The 18566-nt window shown below is 69.4% G+C and carries 10 protein-coding genes; 9 read left to right on the top strand and 1 reads right to left on the bottom strand.

Going from position 1 to position 18566, the window contains the following annotated elements:
- The first annotated feature begins 74 nt into the window (after positions 1 to 74).
- The 9 genes from ABV518_RS16415 to ABV518_RS16375 all read left to right on the top strand — a co-directional run bounded on the left by ABV518_RS16415 (position 75) and on the right by ABV518_RS16375 (position 17954).
- Entirely contained in the window at positions 75 to 1658 is a 1584-nt protein-coding gene (locus ABV518_RS16415; RefSeq protein ID WP_367768737.1) for an esterase/lipase family protein, read from the top strand.
- The gene (locus tag ABV518_RS16410; RefSeq protein ID WP_367768734.1) at positions 1658 to 4915 is read left to right on the top strand and encodes a hypothetical protein; all 3258 of its coding nucleotides are present in this window, start codon (positions 1658 to 1660) and stop codon (positions 4913 to 4915) included. Before ABV518_RS16415 ends, ABV518_RS16410 begins: the two co-directional genes overlap by 1 nt.
- Before the next feature lie 14 nt (positions 4916 to 4929).
- Positions 4930 to 9828 carry a hypothetical protein gene (locus tag ABV518_RS16405; protein ID WP_367768732.1) on the top strand — a complete coding sequence of 1633 codons (4899 nt, stop codon included), beginning with the start codon at positions 4930 to 4932 and terminating at the stop codon, positions 9826 to 9828.
- A 279-nt stretch (positions 9829 to 10107) separates the two neighbouring features.
- On the top strand, positions 10108 to 11520 hold the full coding sequence (locus ABV518_RS16400) for an FAD-binding oxidoreductase (RefSeq protein WP_367768730.1): 1413 nt from the start codon (positions 10108 to 10110) through the stop codon (positions 11518 to 11520).
- A 57-nt stretch (positions 11521 to 11577) separates the two neighbouring features.
- Positions 11578 to 13221, top strand: coding sequence for an ABC transporter substrate-binding protein (locus tag ABV518_RS16395; RefSeq protein ID WP_367768728.1), 1644 nt, complete (start codon positions 11578 to 11580; stop codon positions 13219 to 13221).
- A complete protein-coding gene (locus ABV518_RS16390; protein WP_367768724.1) occupies positions 13218 to 14171 on the top strand; it encodes an ABC transporter permease in 954 nt (317 codons plus the stop codon). Before ABV518_RS16395 ends, ABV518_RS16390 begins: the two co-directional genes overlap by 4 nt.
- On the top strand, positions 14168 to 15019 hold the full coding sequence (locus ABV518_RS16385) for an ABC transporter permease (RefSeq protein WP_367768722.1): 852 nt from the start codon (positions 14168 to 14170) through the stop codon (positions 15017 to 15019). Before ABV518_RS16390 ends, ABV518_RS16385 begins: the two co-directional genes overlap by 4 nt.
- 5 nt (positions 15020 to 15024) lie before the next feature.
- Positions 15025 to 16737 (top strand): ABC transporter ATP-binding protein, encoded by a 1713-nt coding sequence (locus ABV518_RS16380; protein ID WP_367768720.1) that lies wholly within the window; start codon positions 15025 to 15027, stop codon positions 16735 to 16737.
- On the top strand, positions 16734 to 17954 hold the full coding sequence (locus tag ABV518_RS16375; RefSeq protein WP_367768718.1) for a PLP-dependent aminotransferase family protein: 1221 nt from the start codon (positions 16734 to 16736) through the stop codon (positions 17952 to 17954). The genes ABV518_RS16380 and ABV518_RS16375 overlap by 4 nt, the downstream gene beginning before the upstream one ends.
- 66 nt (positions 17955 to 18020) lie before the next feature.
- Here the strand turns inward: ABV518_RS16375 and ABV518_RS16370 are convergent, their stop codons facing one another.
- Positions 18021 to 18497, bottom strand: a complete 477-nt coding sequence (locus tag ABV518_RS16370) for an NUDIX domain-containing protein (RefSeq protein ID WP_367768715.1) — start codon at positions 18495 to 18497, stop codon at positions 18021 to 18023.
- Between the last annotated feature and the right edge of the window lie 69 nt (positions 18498 to 18566).

Below are 18566 nucleotides of genomic sequence, written 5' to 3'. Positions count from 1 at the left end.
TGCTCTACTGCCCGCACGAGTGTGCCCCCGGTCCCTGGTGCGGGGGCGCCCACTTACTGAAAGAGGGCTGCGAGATGGGCAATCCCGGCGACGACGGCAGGCTCCCGGTCATTTACGTGCGCGGGTTCGCGGGCAACGGCTCAGCGATCAACAGTGCTGTGGACGATCCGTTCTACGGTTTCAGCCAGGGATCGGTGCACGTCCGGGCCGACAGCAGCGGCCGGGCGAAGTTCCATCAGTTCGAGTCCCCGATGCTGCGCCTGATCACCGACCACAAATACGAGGTTCCCGTCCACGGCGACCAGTGGGCCTACCTCCAGAGCGTCGACGCCGGCACGGTGAATGCGGCGTCCGTCTGGATCCACCGGTTCTATGACGACGCCGCCGCAACGTTCTCGGAGGATCCGGAGAACTTCTCCTTCGAACGGGCAGCGGCGGATCTGTTCGAACTCATCAAGCTGGTCCTGGAGAAGACCGGAGCGCCCAAGGTCTTCCTGGTGGCGCATTCCATGGGCGGCCTGATCTGCCGTTCGCTCCTGCAGCGCGTGATCCCCGAACAGCTGGCCGTGGACGGCGGCGCGATCGACCCCGCCGCCGGCGCCAACTACGTGGCCCGGGTGTTCACCTACGCCACGCCGCACGGCGGGATCAGCTTCGCGATCGGGTTTGGCCTGCTGGAACGCATCCGCGACGCCACCGGATTCCAGGGCGCGGACATCTTCGGCCCGGACCGGATGTATGAATACCTCACCGCGCCGGCGCTGCGGGGCCTGCGGACCCGCGAGGACTTCAGCGGAACCAGCATGCCGGAGGACGGGTTCCCGGTGGATGAGCTGTTCTGCCTGGTGGGGTCCAACCCCGAGGACTACGACGTGGCTTTCGGCCTGTCGTCGAAGGCAGTGGGGGCCCGCAGCGACGGCCTGGTGCAGATCGAAAACGCTGCTGTCCGGGGTGCGCCCCTGGCCGTGGTGCACCGCAGCCACAGCGGCCGCTACGGCATCGTCAACTCGGAAGAGGGGTACCAGAACCTGCAGCGGTTCCTTTTCGGCGACCTCAAGATCGAGGTCGAGCTGATGGGGTTCACCGTAGGCCGCGACGCCCCCAGCGACATCGAGTTCCAGCTTGACGTGGGCCTGGCCATCCGCGGGCTGCCCGTACTGGTCCACGAGCAGAGCGCCGCCCACTTCTGCCCCGTCCAGATCGAGCACTGGAAGGAAGGGAACCCCATTGATACTCCCGTGCCGTTGCTGACCACCTTCCTGTCCTCCCATGCGCCCCGCCCGCGGGTCGCCGGCAAGGAAGTGCCCCGGCTGCGGCACGCGCTCAAGCTGCGGCTCATGTCCATCAAGGAACGGCAGGGCAGGTTCTTCTTCGACGACCACATGGAGCAGACCGAGGACTGGATGGATGCCCTGCTGGTGGACATCGAACCGCCCGGCCCCGACGGCGGGCTGCCCCGGGCATGGGCCGCCTGGACGAGCACGGTTCCCTCAGCCATCAGGGACTGGAACCCCGAAGAGAAGGACTTCATCGCGGACACGGAAGCCACGCCCAGGTTCTGGCGCGGGCGCATCGGCGTTCCGGAGTTCTCCCGGGAACTGCTGGGCGCGAACGCCGGCATCCGGCTGACTGTCACGCCCCGGACGGTGTCCGCCTGATGGCGCCACGGGGTGAAGAACCACCCGTCGACGTCCGTCTGCTGCGCACGCACGACCTCATCGACCTGCGGCTCGAGGCGCCGGGCTGCACCATTGAGCCCACCGACGGCGGGGCAGAGCTGGTTGCCGGTGCCGATGCGTCCCTGGTGGTGCATTTCCCGCCCCAGCATGTGGCGGAGGAAGTCTGGCAAGCCGGCGCTCCGCCGCCCCCTCCCGCACAGCCGCCCCGGCCATCGGGCCACCTGGCAGCCGGTCCGAGCCGCCTCGTCTACGAGGTCCCCGAAGGTGCCCGTATCCCGTACACGATGGAAAAGGTGCTGGAGGCCCTCCGAAGCCTCACCCTGCGGGTCTCACCGAACGCGACGCCGGCCGGCGAAGCCGGGTACCGCGGCATCCACAAGCCGGGAGACCTGGAGACGGCCATCGAGGCCCCGTACCGCCTCATTGTCTCGCCCAGCAGGCTCGGCGCCTTCCGCCACTCCACCACGCCTCTTGGCCCGGCCGGCCGCACAGAACTGTGGCGCACCCACCTGACAGTCCGCACGGACACCGGACCGGACGACGACGACGCGGACCAGCGCATCGTCCGTGCCCTCTGGACCCGCGACAGTGAGCTGCCACCGCCCGGCTTCGACCAGCCGCTCATCCCGTTCGACCGCACCGCCATCGTCGACCAGACCAGTGGCGGGGACCCCGCCAACGCCAACACGCCGCTGCTGGTCAGCAACCTGTCGCTCTCCAGCCTGGGCGCGTGGTTCGACTGGAAGCAGTCATGGGAGTTCCCCTCCAACATCGTCGACTACCGGCACCAGGCGTTCATGGGCCGCGACGGGTACGTCCGGGTGGCCTACCCCGGGATCCTCTTCCCGTTCGGGCACCGCTGCTTCCTGGTCAAAATCACCGAGCGCGAGATCAAACACCGCGACAGGCCAGTGGCCTACCTGTGGCAGCGCTGGTTCATCATCGTCCGCCAGCCCACCCGCACTTACCCACCCGCTGACAGGGACAACCCCTTCGGCCAGGTCACGGTGAGTCCGCTGGTCACGCCGGACATCGATAAGCCGCCCGGGGACCAGCAACCGTTTGTGCCCACCCGCAACGGGATACCGTTCCCGTTCACGCTGACCACCGTCGACCGCGGCGGCGGGACACGCAGCTGGGCGGCGCCGCTGGTGTTCGTCCAGGCCGGCAGGGACGGACCGCAGACCTTCATCTTCCACGCCGACGACGCGTCCCCCCGGTACTTCCCGGTGCGGCAGATCCAGGGACGCGGCCAGGCGCTCGCGGTTGCCCCGCCGGTGAAGACAGAGGACACTTCGGTGGACGTCGCGCACCTGGTCTTCGACGGCGACATCGACCAGGCGAACGTCACGTCGCGGCCGTTCCTGACCGAGGCGCGGGCGGTGGTGCCCTCGATGCGGCACCTGGCACCGCAGGCGCCGGCGGTCGACCTTGTTTTCGCCAAGCCCTACCTCGCCCACGGCCTGCCGGCCCGGGGCCGTGACGACAAACCGGTGCCGGGGACGCCCAACGCCGGTGAGCTGGTCCTCGCCCTGAAAAGCCCGCCGGCCGCCGTCGACTTCACCAGCGGTTCCGACCGGGCCGGCGGGTTCATCGCCCCCAACCTGTCCGTCAAGGGGATCTCCCGCGCCCTGGGCGCGATCGGCGAAAGCGGCAACGCGCCTTCGCCGTTCGACGCCGGAACGTTCGACCCGGCATCGTTCCTGTCCGGTGCCATGCCCAAACTGTTCGGCCTCTTCAGCCTGCTGGACCTGCTCAAAGTGGCCGCTTTCGACGAGGCCCCGGCGTTTGTTTCCGACGCCGTGGACGCCGTCACCAGGCTGCTCACCGAGGCGCAGCGCCTCCGGGACGGGCTGGACGACGCCGGCACCCGGCTGGCCAGTGAGGTCTCGGGTGCAGCGCACGACGGCGCGCGTGCGGTCGCGCAACACGCCAAGGACCGGCTCGACGCGCGGACCGCGGCGCTGGAAGCGCGACTCGACGCGCTCATCAACGCCGTCCGGGGCCTGCCGGGCAGCCCGGACGCCGTCAGCACTGCCGCCGTAGCCCTCGCCGCGGAACTCCAGCCGCTCCTGGACGCCGTTGGTGTGCCAGGGGTTCCCGCCGCCGTTCGGTCGGCCCTGGAAAAGCCGGTGCAGGCGCTGAAGACCCTCACCGGGCTCGCCAAGGACGCCGCCGGCCTGGCGCAGCTGCTGCAGGGTGCGGCCGGCGGACAGGTCACCGCGCAGATGCGCTGGCGCCCGGCGATCAAGCCCTGGGGCCTGCCGGGTGTCCCCAACATCTTCAAGCCGAAGGACGAACACGCCCTGCACGTTGACGTCGAAGTCCGGGCATCCGCAAGTGCCCCGCCGGCAGTGGACATCGTGGCGGAGATCGTCGACTTCGACCTGAACCTGATCGGCGACGGGTCCGCCGCCCTGATGAGGCTGATGTTCCGGCGGATCGGGTTCCATGCCGGATCGGCCGGCAAGCCCGAGGTGGACGTGGTCTTCGGCGGCATCGGTTTCCTTGGGCCGCTGTCGTTCGTGGACCGGCTGCGTGAGCTCATCCCGTTCGACGGGTTCTCCGACCCGCCCTACGTGGACGTCACCCCGTCCGGGGTGACCGCCGGCTTCGACCTGACGCTGCCCAACGTGTCCGTCGGAGTGTTCAGCCTCGAGAACATCTCACTCGGCGCCGACGCCCGGGTCCCGTTCCTCGGCGAGGCACTGACGGTGGGCTTCAACTTCTGCTCCAAGGAGGCACCATTCCGGCTCACGGTGATGTGCATCGGCGGCGGCGGGTGGCTGGTCCTGCGGGCGTCGCCGAAGGGTCTGGTGCTCCTGGAACTGGGACTCGAGGCGTGCGCGTGCCTGTCGGTGGACCTGGGTGTGGCGTCCGGTTCGGTATCCATCGCCGTCGGCGTCTACCTCCGGCTCGAGGCGGACAAGGGCCTGCTCGCCGCGTATTTCCGCATCCGCGGCGAGGTGGACGTACTGGGGCTGATCAGTGCGTCGATCACCCTTGAACTGTCTCTGGTGTACCACTTCGAGACCGGCAAGCTGATCGGCCGTGCCTCGCTGGTGGTGGAGGTGGAGGTGCTGTTCTTCTCCGCCTCAGTGGAGATCTCCGTTGAACGCAAACTCGCAGGTTCGAAGGGGGACCCCACGATGTACCAGGTCATGCCGCCCGACGCGGACGGCATGAACGCGGACTGGGCCGAGTACTGCGGTGCGTTCGCGCCCGTGCCGGCCTAAAGCAGGAGGAACCAATGCCCACCACTGTCCTGGCCACCGCACTGCCGTACTCCCTGGCCGACGACGCGCCGTTCCACCTCACCATCTTCATCACCCACAAGCTGACGGGCGGCGGTGCCCTGTTGTCGGGCTATCCGGCGGCTGCGGACTGGCCGGGCACCCTGGCGGGCTGCACCCTGATGCTGACCGCCTCGCTGAATCCGGGCACGGCGTTGCCGCTGCGGGTGGTGTCCGCCGCCGACACCGGCTCCTGGGCCGCCGTCCTGCCGCCCGGGACCCCGGTGGCCACGTTCCCCACGCCCGTGCTGTCCGGCGAAACCTGGCGCACCAATCCCGCGAGCCGGATGAGCGACCACGCCGTGGACCTGCAGCTCGCGGCCATCACCGCCGCGCCGGCGCTTAAGCCCGGACTGGCAACCGACCCGGTGGCGGGCGGCCTGCTGGAAACGCTGGCCAACCTGGACGAGCGGGGCGCCTTGCGGCGGCTGCTCCGGGACGCCCCCGCACGTTCACGCCGCGCGCTTCAGGTCCCCGCGCAGCGTCTGCGTGATGCCCTTGCCACGATCGGCCCGCTGACAGACCCGGAGGACGCGGACCCGGAACGCGGACACGGCCGCGAACTCCCGCCGCTGCCGCCCTACCAGTCGGAGATCGCCGACAACCCCTCGCCCGTGCAGGTGCTGCTGGACGACCCCAACGCCGACCTGCGCGTGACCCGGAACCTCGACAGGCTCATTGGGCGGGACCTCTCGGCCAATCCGCAGCTGCAGCTGATGGTGGATGCCCATGCAATGCGGCGGTACTACGAACGGCCGGAACAGCCGCAGCAGGAACCGCGGACCGTGCCTGATCCGGACGCGCCGCCCACGCCGCGTCCGGTCCGGCCGCAGCACGATTTCCACGCCAAGGCGGCGTCCTTCGGTTCGACGCCCGCGCTGCTGCGCCGGCTCGGCCTCGCCGTTGATGTGGTGCTCGACGGCGTCGACGCCGCCGGTGCGCGGGCCGCCCTGGCGGGTGCCACCTGGGTGAGTGTCGCCATTTCGACGCCGGATGCCGACGTCGAGGTCCTCCCGCCGCGGCGCACGTCGGTGCTGGTGGAAGGTCCGGTGTTCGCGGCCAGGTCCAGCAATGCCTGGGTGGGCGGCGCGCTGCCGCTCGGCGATGACGACTGGGTGGTGCTCGACGCCGACCCTGACGCGTCCGGACTCAAACTGGACCAGCATGTCCGTAACCTCGCCCGCCAGTACGCGGGCGAGGCCAACGGCGACCCCGCCACGTCGGCGCCCGGTACCCTGCGCGCCACCGGCTTTGCCCTGGCGCGCCGCAACCGGGCCGCCCAGCTTCGGGCCCGCGTGCAGCAGGCCGAGCAGCTGGCCTCGGACGACGGCAGCCGCGAACTGCTCCTGGACGACGTTGTCCGCGGCCTCCGGGTGGAGGTCTGGGACGACGCCACGAGGCAGTGGCACAGCCTGCACCGCCGCCGTGTCACGGTGACCGGGCAGCCCGGCGAGGTGACCGTCCTGGCGGACGCGGCCGACACCGGCTTCCTCCAGCTCTCCGCACTCAACCGCGCCCCGGGTGACACCACCAACGGGTACTACCTGCACGAGGTGGTGGCCGGCTGGGACGGCTGGAGCCTGTCCGCCCCGCGGCCAGGACTGACCGTCGTGCACGTGGAACCGCCCGGGCCTGACGGCGCCACGGAAGCCGTCGTCGACACCCCGCCGGATGAGCCGATCGACGGTGCACACATCACCACCAGGGTGGAACCGGGGTCGCTGCCGCGGCTGCGGTACGCCACGTCCTACAGTTTCCGCGTGCTCGCCGTGGACTTGGCCGGCAACTCCGTGCCCCAGGTGGCGCCCCACCACCGGATGCCGCCGGCTGCTCCCGGCGAGGCAGCTGTTGCCGCCGCCCGCACCCATCTTGACCGGCTGCGGATCTCCTACCGTGCGCGCGACCGGGCCGGGGTGGCGGCGGCCCGCCGCGCCGCCGTCGTCGAGCATTTGCGTACCGCCGGGCAGGCATCCGGGGGACCCGCACCGGAAAACGCCCTGCCCGCGGAGCTGTTGTCCGGCGACCCGGACATCGATGCCACACTGGCGGGACTCGTCGCCCAGGCGTCAGCTGCCGAGGGGGCGGCGCCGGCGCAGCGCATGCTCGATGACGTTGCGGCGGCATCGCGCATCCTTGCGGAATCCAATGACACACTCCGTGTCCGGCCGCAGCTGCGCGTCGACCCCGCCGACTTTGCCCGCCTGGCACGGAACGATGACCTGCAGGTTCCCGAGGAAGTGCGGCTGGCCGCCCGGCCCGCCGTCACTACGCCCCGGCCCTACCTTCGGTGGGAACCCGTTCCGGCCCCCGCCCTCGTAGCGCGCCAGGAGCTGGGAACGGGGGAGCAACCGGCCCACCTGGTAGTCCGCAGCGGCCTGCCGGTGGGTGAGGGTCTTCCAGGCGAACACCCGGATGCGCGGCCCGCCGCCGAGCGGCACATCGCGCCGCCGAAGGCCACCCAGCTGGAAGCCGAGGCCGCCGGCTATTTCGACGCCGCCATCGGCACCGGCAACGCCGCCGAGATCCGCCGGCTCTACGCGGTGGCCCTCGCCGAACGGGGGACCCTGCTGGACCAGTTCGTGCCAAGCCTCACCGACGCCCGGGCCACGGACGAGCAAACCGGGATCGCCCTCGTGGACCGGCCCGGGGCGGACACCGGCTCGGCGCACCGGGCCACCCTGGCTGACATCACTGCCGACCGCGGCCGGCCCATCGGCGAGGGCCAGTACGGGGTGCACCACACCGACGCCCTGCGGCTGCCCTACCTTCCCGACCCGTTTGCCACGGGCGTGTCGCTGGTGTTCTACGAGGCGGGCGCGCCGCATGGACTCCGTGAGCCCCGCGCGCTGCAGTCCGTCACCGTCCCGTACCCGGGATCGTGGCCTTCGCTGCAGCCGCTGCGGCTCGTCCTGGAGCCCGGGGACACGCTGGCCGCCCGCGTCGACGGCCACGCAGTCCGCGTGTCCGTCCCGCCGGGGGAGCAGGTGCGGGTGGCGCTCTCCAGCACCCTGGACCTGGCATCACTGGATAAATTCGGCCTGTGGCGGTCGCACCTGGCCAGCGTCGCAGACCCCGACGACGGCTACACCACCGACGAGGTGGTTGCCGCGGCCGCACTCATGCGTGCGGCGTCCTCGGGCTGGACCTGGTGGCTGACCCCGTCGACGGACCTTCGGCTGGTCCACGCCGTTCCCGCGCCGGTCCGGCCGCCTGAACTTCGTGCACTTGAGGTGTTCCTGCGCCCGCCCGGCCGTGCGGTGGCGGCCCTGACCGGACTGATGGACGTGCACGGACCCAGCACCGACACCCTGCTGGTGCGCGCCCGGTGGACCGAGACAGTGGACGACCCCGCCGCCCCGGGTCCCCAGACGGTGTCCAGGTCCGACGTCGTGGTGCGTTCCGCCGTCGCTGCAGCCGAGCGCACCGGGGTGCTGTTCCTGTACGACTTCCTGCCGGCCGGCCCGCTGGCAAAGGCACTCGGGAACATCGGCTTCCACCGGATGCTGCAGACCTTCGAGGACACCCACTACCGGCGCGTCACGTACGTGCCCTCCGGCGCCACCCGCTACCCGGAGTACTTCCCGCAGCTGCCTGACCCGGAGGATCCGGCCCTGGCCGGCAAGCCGGTGGAGCTCGACATTCCCTCGTCGGCCCGGCCCGCCGCGCCCTTTGTAGTCGATGCTGTACCGCTGCTGCGCTGGGAGTCGGCGCCCGAACCGGCCGGCCCCTTCGCCTGGCGGCAGGTTCGGCGCTCCGGCGTGCGCATCTGGCTGGCCCGCCCGTGGTTCTCGTCCGGCGACGGGGAACTGCTCGGCGTGCTCGTCTTCGACCCCGATGAATGGGTGCAGCAGCCGGACGGTTCCTGGGCCCGCCGGCCCAAGGCCAGGCAGGCACCGGACGGCGCCACCAGCCTGTGGGCAGCAGACCCGATCATCCAGCATGGCGGCAGCACGTCCTCGCCCACCGTCCCGCCCCTGCTCACGGTCGACCAGCTCATGCTTGACCTCGTGGAAACGGGCGCAGCGGAAGGCGTCGGCATCAGCCCGCCGCTCGGAGGCACGCCTCCCGGCGGACGGGACCGCGGCTGGCCTGACGCGCCCGGGAATCCGGTGGCCGTCGCCGCGTCGGTGCCGCTGCGGGATGTCCGGGGCCGCCCGTCGGTGCGGGTCCTGGGCTACCGGCCGGAGTACAACGAGGCAACGGGCCGCTGGTTTGTCGATGTAGCCATCCATGAGACTCCAGCACTGTGGCCCTTCGTGCGCCTGGCCGTGGCCAGGTACCAGCCGCACTCGATCCCCGGCTGCGAGCTCTCTCCGGTGGCGCTGACCAGCTGGGTGCAGCCGCTGCCCGCCCGTACGCTGACGGTGAGCCGGCCGGACGCAGGGCACGTCCAGGTAACACTGACCGGCGTCGTCAGCTGGCTCCGCTGGGATCCGCACGGGGCCCCGGGCCTGCCGGGGGAACAGCTCAGCGCCGACAGTCCCACCGGGGAGGCCGCCACCAGGGCATCCCGCCTGCAGCAGTCCCGGACGGTCCGTGCTTCGGTGCAAAGCCGGGCTGCCGGTGCGGGGGACCTGGAATGGCAGACCGTGTCCAGCTGGCTGCTGCTGGCTGTCAGCGTGGAGGAGAGCGGCGGATTCCGGGCCACCTGGTCCGGGGCCATCAACCTGCCGGCAGGTGCGGGAACGCCGTCGGGGGAGTCAGCAGGAATCCCCGGCCTGCGCCAGCCGGGCAGCCCGGACCCGCTGTGGCGGGTGCTGGTCGAGGAACATGAACTGCTCGACGCCGACCCTGCCCCTGGTGAGCGCAGTGCCCGCGTGCCCCGCCTCGTCTACGCCGACAGTGTGGCGCTCTAGGCGGGCCTGACCGGGCTGAATAGGTTCGATGAAGAAATGCGTTCAGGCATGTCGTTTTATGAACTAATTTGTGGAACCGAGAATTGGCGTTACTTCAAATTGAGATTTGTGTGAATGTGCGTCAGGGGAAGTTGGAGGATTATTCCCGCCGCGAATACTTTTCAGGGAGAGAACAGTTCCGGCCCGCTTAGGACCGGAAAACCGATCCCTTGAGATGACGCCGCCAGCGAATAATGTTTCGGAAAATGGCTGTCACTTTCAGGAAGAAAGCGACCCCAGGTGACAACAACACAAACCGAAGCCGTGACCCGCGCTGGCGAAAAACTCGTCCTTGATCTCGCCGAAAAGCACCCGGAAATCGAAGTGTGGCGGTCGTCAGCCCTGACAAACCACTACCTCCATGACGCAGCGACGGCGAAGACAGTTGTGTCGTCCCAAACCGGTCCTGCCGTCGCCTTCCCCGCCACCGCCGAGCAGGTCCAGGCCGTGGTGCGCGCCGCCGCCGAGCATCGTGTCCCGGTGGTGCCCCGCGGCGCGGGTTCCGGACTCTCCGGCGGCGCCAGCGCCCACCCGGACCAGCTGGTCCTGTCGACGGAGCGGCTCAACCGCATCGTTGAGGTGTCGCCGCTGGACGGCGTCGCCGTCGTCGAACCCGGCGTCATCAACGCGGACCTGAACGCCCACCTGGAACCACACGGCCTGTTCTACGCGCCGGACCCCGCAAGCTTCGAAATCTCCTCCATCGGCGGCAACATCGCCACCAACGCCGGCGGGCTGCGGTGCGCCAAGTACGGCGTGACCCGGGAATCAGTCCTGGCCCTCGACGTCGTCCTCGCCGACGGCAGCCTGATCAGCGTCGGCCACCGTTCCATCAAGGGAGTCACCGGGCTGGACCTGGTCTCCCTCTTTGTCGGATCGGAGGGCATCCTGGGCATCGTCGTGAGGGCAACGGTCCGCCTCCACCCGATCCCGGTGGCACGCCGGACGCTCACGGCGTTCTTCGACAGCACCGCCGACGGCGCTGCCGGCCTCTCGGCCATCACGCTGTCTCCGGTCCGGCCCGCCGCGATCGAGTTTTTCGACACCCCCACCCTGGCGAACATCGATGAGCACTCCGCCTCGGGACTGCGGGAGCGCGGCGCCGCGCTGATCCTGGTCGAGCTCGACGGCTACGGAATCGACGAGCAGGCGGCCGACCTCACCGCGGCCCTGACCCGCAGTGGCGGGAGGGTCACCGTTGAATCGGACAGCGAGGGCGTCCGCCTGTGGGGACTCCGCCGCCACGGACGGGGACTGCCCCGGGACCAGTGGTTCATTGGCGAGGACATCGCGGTGCCGAAGTCACAGCTGCCCAAAGTCTACGAAGCCTTCCCCGCGCTGGAGGCACGCTTCGGCGTGAAAATCTCGGCGGTCTCGCACGCCGGGGACGGCAACCTCCATCCCCTGATCACCCTGGGCAGGGGGCCCGGCGGCGACCCGGCCCGCCCGCCCGCCGCCCTGCAGGAGGCGGCAACGGAGCTGGTCCGGGTGGCACTCGCCCTCGGCGGCACCGTCACCGGCGAGCACGGCGTGGGAACCATCAAGCGCGACTGGGCGGCCCTGGAACTGTCCGCGCGGAGCCGCGAGGCGCAGCACGCCATCAAAGCCGCCCTCGATCCCCGCCAGCTGCTGAATCCCGGCAAGGCCATCTAGCCCTTTTCGCCTGCGCCCACGCGCAGCACCCCCCAACTTTCGTCAAGGAGAATCCCCATGTACTCACCCGAAATCCGGCGCCGCGCCTTCCTGGCAGGCGTCAGCGCCATCACCCTCACCGGGCTCCTGGCCGCCTGCGGCGGCACGGCAACCAGTGGCACGTCCACCTCCGGCACACCCGTCGACGGCGGCAACATCACCTTCCTGATCCAGGGCTACGACACCGGCTGGGTGTCCAGCAAAACGTCGATCTCCAGTTACGAGGGCAACCTCTGGGGCCAGATCACCGACAAGCTGGTTTACGTCGACGAGAAGGGCGCCCTCAGCCCCTGGATCGCCGAAAGCTGGGAGGAGCTCAACGGGGCCCGGGAGTTTGTGCTGCACCTGAAGAAGGGCGTGACGTTCTCGGACGGGAGCCCGCTCGACGCAGCCGCCGTGGTGGCGAACCTCAACGCGTGGGCGAAGGGTGACCCCGCCCGGGGCATCAGCAAGGTGGGACTGTTCCCGTCCAGCAACTTTGCCGGCGCCGTGGCAGCGGATGACAGCACGGTCAAGGTGTCGTTCTCGTCACCGGCGCTGGGCTTCATTGCCACCCTTGGCTATCACGGCTGCATCCTGCTCTCACCGAAGACGCTCGCGCTCCCGGTCGAGGCGCAGGCTGACCTCAGCCAGGAGATCGGCAGCGGGCCCTTCAAGGTCAAGTCATGGAAGCAGGGCGACAGCTACGTCCTGGAGAAGCGCCCGGACTACAACTGGGGCCCGGCAGCGCTTGGCCACACCGGCCCGGCCCGCCTGGACACCATCACCTACAAGGTCATCAAGGACACCTCCGTCCGCACCTCAACGGTCGCTTCAGGCCAGGCCGAGGTCGCGTTCAACGTCGAGCCGCAGGAGATCGAATCCCTGAAGGAACAGGGCTTCACGGTGGGCACGCCCCGCTACCTCGGTTTCGTCGACGGTTTCCAGGTCAACACGCAGGCCTTCCCCACCAACGAGCTCCCCGTCCGGCAGGCGATCCAGCACGGCATCGACCGCGAGGAAATCCGGAAGACGGTCTACACCGATGACTGGGACGCCGCCACCACCTTCATCCAGGGCAACGTCCCCGAAGCCGGCGACTACAGCAGCTCCTTCGCTTACGAACCCGACCGCGCCAAAAAACTCCTCGACGACGCCGGCTGGAAGGAAGGGCCGGAGGGCTACCGGACCAGGGACGGCAAGACCCTCGAGTTCACGCTTTCACCGAACCCCTACGTGCCGTCCACCGCGGCCGAGGACGAGCTCATCGCCCAGCAGCTCAAGCGCATCGGCGTCAAAGTGAACCTGAAGGTAGTGGACGTGGCCGGCTATGCGGCCATCCAGGCCAGCCGCCCGCCGCTGTTCCAGACCTCGCGGAGCTTCGTCGACGTCGGCACGGTGGCCGGGGTGCTCACCAGCCAGAACAACGGCGAAAACTGGTTCAACCTTGGCACTGGCGACCAGAAGCTCAACGACCTTTCCACCGCCATCGCGAGCGCGTCGGACCGTGAGTCCCGGGCGAAGATCGCCGGCGAACTCCAGCAGTACGTGCTCGAGCAGGGCTACTTCATCCCGCTCAACCAGCTCGTCCAGCGCCTCTACCTCATCTCGCCCAAGGTCCAGGGCGTGAGCTACAACGGCCTGGCGTACGCCAATTTCTACACCGCCTGGATCTCCGGATGACCAGCCAGTACAAACGCTATGCCTTCACCCGCGCGGCGCAGGCCATCGCTGTGGTCCTGCTGGCCTACGTGCTGACGTTCCTGGTGATCAGCGTGCTTCCCGGCGACTCGATCACCAACTCCCTGCGCGATCCGCAACATGGCCTGAGCGAGGAGGAGATCCAGCGGATCGTCGCCTTTTACGGCCTGGACAAGCCGGTACTGGTGCAGCTTGCGCTGTCGCTGGGGCGTTTCCTGACGGGCGAACTCGGGTTCTCCCTGCAGTCCAACCTGCCGGTGGCACAGCTGATCGGCGACGCCCTGCCGTCCACCCTGGGGCTGGCGGCGAGCGCCCTCGTCATCGCCGTCGTCCTGGCCGTGGCCATCGCCTACGGCGCCCACTACCTGCCCGGGAAATGGGCGGCCGTCCTGCGCTCGATCCCGGCGTTGTTCCTATCGGTGCCGAATTTCGTCATCGGACTGGTGCTGATTGAGCTGTTCGCTTTCCGCCTGCACTCCTTCACCACCACCGATCCCAACAGCGCGGCGGCCACGCTGTTCGCGGCCATCACGCTGGCCATTCCGGTGTCCGCCCCGCTGGCCGAGGTGCTGATCGCCGGCCTGGACCATGAATCCCGGCAGGACTACGCGCTCGTGGCCCGGTCCAGGGGGCTGAACGAGGCGTCCCTGTTTCTCCGGCACCTGGTGAAACCTTCGGCCCTTCCCACGGTGACCATGGTGGCCCTGATCGTGGGCGAACTCCTCGGCGGCGCCGTCATCACCGAAACGATCTTCGGCCGGGACGGACTCGGAACCGTGGTCCAGAAGGCCGTCACCGGCGAGGACCAGCCGGTCCTCCAGGCAGCGGTGGCACTGTCGGCCATCGTTTTTGTGGCCGTGAACCTCATCGCGGACCTCACCTCACCGCTGGTGGATCCCCGCGTCAAAGTCCGCACGGAGGTGCACGCATGACCAGCGAACTTTCCCTCGCCCCTGTACGCAGCGCCGGACCTGCCACCCGCCGGGCGGGCGCGGGTTTGCCGGCTACCGTGCTGCTGTCCTTCCTGGCCGTGCTCGTTGTTGTCCTGTGGTCCCTGCTGCCCGGCCTCTTCACGTCCTACAGCCCCGTCGTCGGCGATACCGCGGCCAAGCTCGATGCCCCCAGCGCCGCGCACTGGTTCGGCACCGACTACCTCGGCCGGGACCTGTACGCACGGGTGGTCTACGGCACGGCCTCCTCGGTGTCCAGCGCACTGGTCGCCGTCCTCATCGGACTCGTCGTCGGAAGCGCCATCGGCCTGGCCAGCGGTTTCCGCGGTGGCTGGGTGGACACCGTGCTGGGACGCTTCGTTGACGTCCTCCTGGCCATCCCGGGCTTCCTCCTGGCCGTGGTGATTGTCAGCTCGCTCGGCTTCCAGACCATCAACGCCGCCATAGCCACCGGCGTGACGGCGGTTGCCGTGTTTGCCCGGCTGATGCGCGCCGAAGTGGTGCGGGTCCGCGGCGCAGCTTTCGTCGAGGCGTCCTACCTTGAGGGCGGCTCCCGGCTCCACGTGCTGCTGGGGCACATCCTGCCGAATGCCTACCGGTCCGTGCTGGTACTGGCCGTCCTGCAGTTCGGAACCTCGATCCTGGTCATCGCCTCGCTCGCCTTCCTTGGCTACGGAGACCCGCCCCCTGCGTCGGACTGGGGCCTGCTGGTGGCCTCGGGAAAGACGTACCCGACGGCGCCGTGGCTGGTCTACGCCCCGGCCCTGGTCATCGTCGTCACGGTGCTCTCCGTCAACCGGATCAGCCGCTGGCTGCGGAAGGTCAAGTGACCGCCATGACCCTGCAATGGAAGGACAACGACGTGCCCGGAACAAACGACGCCGGAGCGCTGCTCAGCGTGGCCGGCCTGTCAGTGGCCTACGGTCGCAACAGTGTGGTGAACGACGTCGGGTTTACGCTGGACCGCGGCGAAAGCCTGGCGCTCATCGGCGAATCAGGGTCGGGAAAATCAACAATAGCCAAGGCCGTCCTCCGGCTCCTGCCCCACGACCAGGCAACCGTCAACGGCAGCGTGCAGGTTGGCGGTCGCGACGTCCTCGCCCTGCCGGAGAAGGAATTCCGGCCGCTGCGTGGCCGCTCGCTCGGCTACATCCCGCAGGACCCGGGCTCAGCCCTGAACCCTGTGCGGACCATCGGGTCGCAGGCACAGGAGGCCGCCGCGCTGCTGGGTACATGTGACGCCGATGCCCGGAGGTCCCGCATCCTTGACGTTTTCAGGGAGGTCGGCCTGCCGGACCCGGCCCGCGTCTACGACTCGTTTCCGCACCAGCTCTCGGGCGGGACGCTTCAGCGCGTCCTGATCGGGCTGACGGTCCTGCCGCGTCCTGCGCTGATTGTCGCCGACGAACCCACATCCGCCCTGGATGTGACCGTCCAGAAACTGATCCTGGACATGCTCTCCGATTTCCGCCGGGAACTGGACATCAGCCTGCTCCTGATCACCCATGACCTGGCCATCGCGGCCGAACGGGCGGATTCCCTGGTGGTGCTGAAGGACGGGGCGGTGCAGGAGAGCGGCCCGTCGCGGCAGGTGTTCGCGTCGCCTGCGACGGCGTACGCCCGGAACCTGCATGCCGACGTTCCCGCCCTCAACCCGGACCGCTACCGGCGCCACCGCCTGGCCTCCGCACCCCAGCCGCGGGCCGCCGTCGTGCCCCAGATCCAGGAAGTACCCCAGATCCAGGTGCAGGGCATTACCAAGCGCTACACCGCAGGCGGAAAGGACACCCTCGCCGTTGACGGGGTTTCCTTCACCGTGGAACGGGGGAGCACCCACGCCCTGGTGGGCGAATCCGGTTCAGGCAAGACCACGGCGGTGCGCCTGCTGCTCGGCCTTGAACAGCCCGACGGCGGCGGGATCACCGTCGGGGGCGACGCCGTCCACGGCCGCTCGCGTGACTCCCTCCGCTCTGTCCGCCGGCACCTGCAGCTCGTGTACCAGAACCCGTTCATGTCCCTGGATCCGACCTGGCGCGTCCGCAGGATTGTCGGGGAACCGCTGGACCAGTTCCGTGTCGGCGACAAGGCGGACCGTGCCGGGCGCGTCCGCGAAGCGCTGGAGTCGGTGGGCCTGACGGCGGAGTTCCTGTCCCGCCGGCCGGCCGACCTGTCCGGCGGGCAGCGCCAGCGGGTCGCCATCGCCCGCGCCCTGGTGATGCGCCCGGACGTCGTGGTGTTGGACGAACCGACGTCCGCCCTGGACGTGAGCGTGCAGGCCGGAATCCTTGAGCTGCTCACCCGGCTGCAGGGCGAACTTGGCCTGACGTACCTGTTCGTCTCCCATGACCTGGCACTGGTCCGGCAGATCGCCGACACGGTGTCCGTGCTGCGCCGGGGCAAGGTGGTCGAAGACGGCCCCGTGGAGCAGATCTTCTCCCAGCCGCGCCACCCCTACACCCGCACGCTCCTGGATGCCATCCCGAGCGTCTCCTCCCCGGAACCGCACCGCACACCCGCGGCCCCCCAACTCTCGAAAGCGACCTCATGACGACGAACCTGACCACCCGCCCCCTCGCGTCGGCGTCCGCCCGCCGGCCCGCCCTGATTGCAGGACTCAGTGCCCCCAAGGGCTTCGGCGACGCAACCCTCCGCAACAAGCGCCCGGACGCGATCGAGCTCCTGGGCGGTGTTCCCGATCCGGGCGTGCTCCCCACCGAACAGCTCGCCGCAGCGACGGCCCGGGTGCTGTCCCGTCCAGGCGTCCCCGCCCTGCAGTACTCCCGCACGGAAGGCATCTCACCCTTGCGGGAGTGGATCGCCGAACGTGAGGGCGTCGCCGTCGAACGGGTAATTGTCACCAACGGAGGTTTCCACGGGCTGGCCCTTGCCATCCAGGCTGTGGTGGAGCGCGGGGACCTCGTGGCAGTGGACAACCCCATCTTCCCGCTGTTCCTGCGGGGACTGGAGCTGTCCGCCGCGCGCACCCTGCCTGTCCGCGTTGGTCCGCACGGCCTGGACGTCGACGAACTCGCCGACCGGCTCCGGGATGGCGCCCGCCCGTCGGCCCTGTACACGGTGCCGGACTTCCACAACCCCACCCAGGGCTCGCTCCCGGCCGGGGAACGCCGCGAACTTGTCAGGCTCGCCGAGCATTACGGCTTCATCATCCTGGCTGACAACCCGTACCGCGAGCTCTGGTACTCAGCCCCGCCCGAGGGCGCCGACGTCTTCAACGCCTCGGACCACGTCATCCACATCAACACGTTCACCAAAACGCTCGGCCCCGGGCTCCGCCTGGGCTGGTCCATCGTCCCGGAACACCTGACGGGGGACATCGTGGCGCTGCGCAGCCGGCACGATTCACACACCTCCACGTTCGTCCAGGCTGTGGTCGGCGAACTACTGACCGCAGAGCCCGGGCTGTTCGATGCCACCCTTGGCCGGGCCCGGAAGCTCTACCGCACCCGGGCCGAAACCCTCGTGGCCGCCCTGGAGCGAGAGGCGCCGGGAACGTTCGACGCCGTTGTCCCCGACGGCGGGCTGTTCCTGTGGCCCCGGCTGCGGGACGACGCCATCAAGGCTGACGTCCTCGCCGCGGACGCCAGCGCCGAAGGAGTCGAATACCAGCAGGGCTCGTTCTTCCCGTCCGGCCCGGGCACCGACGCGGGCCGCCACCTCCGCTTCGCCTACGGCCACGTGGACGGCGCACAGCTCGAAGAGGCTGCCGCGCGCATCGGGCGGGCCGTGAAGAAGCAGGCCGGCTAGGTTCCGGCGGGCCGTTTCCTTCCGCGGGATGGCACTTAATGGCAGTGCTCGACGCCGGGACTGCCGTTAAGTGCCATCTCGCTGGAGGTGCTCGATGAGGGCGTCGAGGATGGGCAGCTGCCCGCGCACCAGCCTGGTGCGGGCGTCAGCTTCAGTGGCCCACTCGGCGCGGTCGATCTCGGGGAAGTCCCGGATCACGCCGGATCCCTTGGGCCACTCCAACGGGAAGGTGTTGCTCACGATCCGGTCCGGGGCGAAATCCGACTCTCCAGTGAAAACGGTGATGACCTTCCCCGAGGGCTGCTTAAAGGACCCCAGCTCGCGATAGTCGGCGGCAGGGGCAGGCACGCCCATCTCCTCGGCGAACTCCCGCTGGGCGGCTGCCCAAGGGTCCTCGTCCTCGCTGAACTCGCCTTTGGGCACGGACCACGCCCCGGCGTCCTTGCGCGCCCAGAACGGTCCGCCCATGTGGGCGATCCAGACCTGAAGGGTCGACGCCGGGTCCCGCCGGTACAGCAGGATGCCGGCGCTGCGGACGGTCATGTTTGCTCCATCGGGCTAGGCTATACCGCTCCGCTGCCGTCCTGTTGCCAAAGTTGCCTGAGAGGTTCA

This window comes from Arthrobacter sp. HS15c (genome assembly GCF_040812005.1).
GTDB lineage: Bacteria > Actinomycetota > Actinomycetes > Actinomycetales > Micrococcaceae > Arthrobacter.
This window is presented reverse-complemented; position numbering and strand designations above follow the sequence as displayed.

What these genes read in the sequence shown, in the direction of transcription:
- ABV518_RS16380 (WP_367768720.1), top strand. Translation starts at nt 15,025, where the DNA reads ATGACCCTGCAATGGAAGGACAACGACGTGCCCGGAACAAACGACGCC.
- ABV518_RS16375 (WP_367768718.1), top strand. Translation starts at nt 16,734, where the DNA reads ATGACGACGAACCTGACCACCCGCCCCCTCGCGTCGGCGTCCGCCCGC.
- ABV518_RS16410 (WP_367768734.1), top strand. Translation starts at nt 1,658, where the DNA reads ATGGCGCCACGGGGTGAAGAACCACCCGTCGACGTCCGTCTGCTGCGC.
- ABV518_RS16395 (WP_367768728.1), top strand. Translation starts at nt 11,578, where the DNA reads ATGTACTCACCCGAAATCCGGCGCCGCGCCTTCCTGGCAGGCGTCAGC.
- ABV518_RS16370 (WP_367768715.1), bottom strand. Translation starts at nt 18,497, where the DNA reads ATGACCGTCCGCAGCGCCGGCATCCTGCTGTACCGGCGGGACCCGGCG.
- ABV518_RS16405 (WP_367768732.1), top strand. Translation starts at nt 4,930, where the DNA reads ATGCCCACCACTGTCCTGGCCACCGCACTGCCGTACTCCCTGGCCGAC.
- ABV518_RS16385 (WP_367768722.1), top strand. Translation starts at nt 14,168, where the DNA reads ATGACCAGCGAACTTTCCCTCGCCCCTGTACGCAGCGCCGGACCTGCC.
- ABV518_RS16415 (WP_367768737.1), top strand. Translation starts at nt 75, where the DNA reads ATGGGCAATCCCGGCGACGACGGCAGGCTCCCGGTCATTTACGTGCGC.
- ABV518_RS16390 (WP_367768724.1), top strand. Translation starts at nt 13,218, where the DNA reads ATGACCAGCCAGTACAAACGCTATGCCTTCACCCGCGCGGCGCAGGCC.